The organism is Sinomonas humi (assembly GCF_000802235.1).
Classification (GTDB): Bacteria; Actinomycetota; Actinomycetes; order Actinomycetales; family Micrococcaceae; genus Sinomonas; species Sinomonas humi.
Window position 1 is genome coordinate 1 of record NZ_JTDL01000093.1, and the last position, 620, is coordinate 620.

A 620-nucleotide genomic window follows, 5' to 3' on the forward strand; every position below is an offset into this window, starting at 1 on the left:
GCCCAGGCCCCGTCCGCTTTCACGAGATCCTGCGGGAATGGCGCGCCACCTCGATGGACGACGTCATCGTCCCCGCGCCCGTCCTCGTCAACGAATAGAAGGAAGAAGAACCCGATGTCCCAGACAGTCCCTGGCCGCTTCGAGGGCCGCACCATCATCGTCACCGGCGCGGGCTCCGGAATCGGCCGCGCCACCGCCGGCAGGCTCCTGCGGGAAGGTGCGCGGGTCATCGCCACTGACCTCATTGCCGCGCGCCTCGATGAGCTCAGCGACGAATTCGACAGCGACGCGCTTGTCACGGTCGCCGGCGACGTCGCCGAGCCCGCGACGATCGACGCCATCCTGAACGCCGCGGGAGAACGCATCGACGGCCTCGCGAACATTGCAGGCATCATGGACGGGTTCCTTCCGCCTGCGGAAGTGGACGACAGGACCTGGGACCGAGTGATGAGTGTGAACCTCACTGCCCCGATGCGACTGACACGGGCCGTCCTCCCCGCGATGCTCGACGCCGGCAGCGGCGCGATCGTGAACGTCGCCTCCGAGGCCGCGCTGCGCGCCTCGGCGGCCGGCGTCGCCTACACGGCCTCGAAGCACGCGGTGGCGGGGCTGACCAAGAG

The 620-nt window shown here is 69.2% G+C and carries 1 protein-coding gene; it reads left to right on the forward strand.

Annotated elements, in window-relative coordinates:
* Positions 1 to 114: 114 nt before the first annotated feature.
* On the forward strand, positions 115 to 620 hold a 506-nt coding region (locus LK10_RS08250; protein WP_043122272.1), incomplete at its 3' end, for an SDR family NAD(P)-dependent oxidoreductase.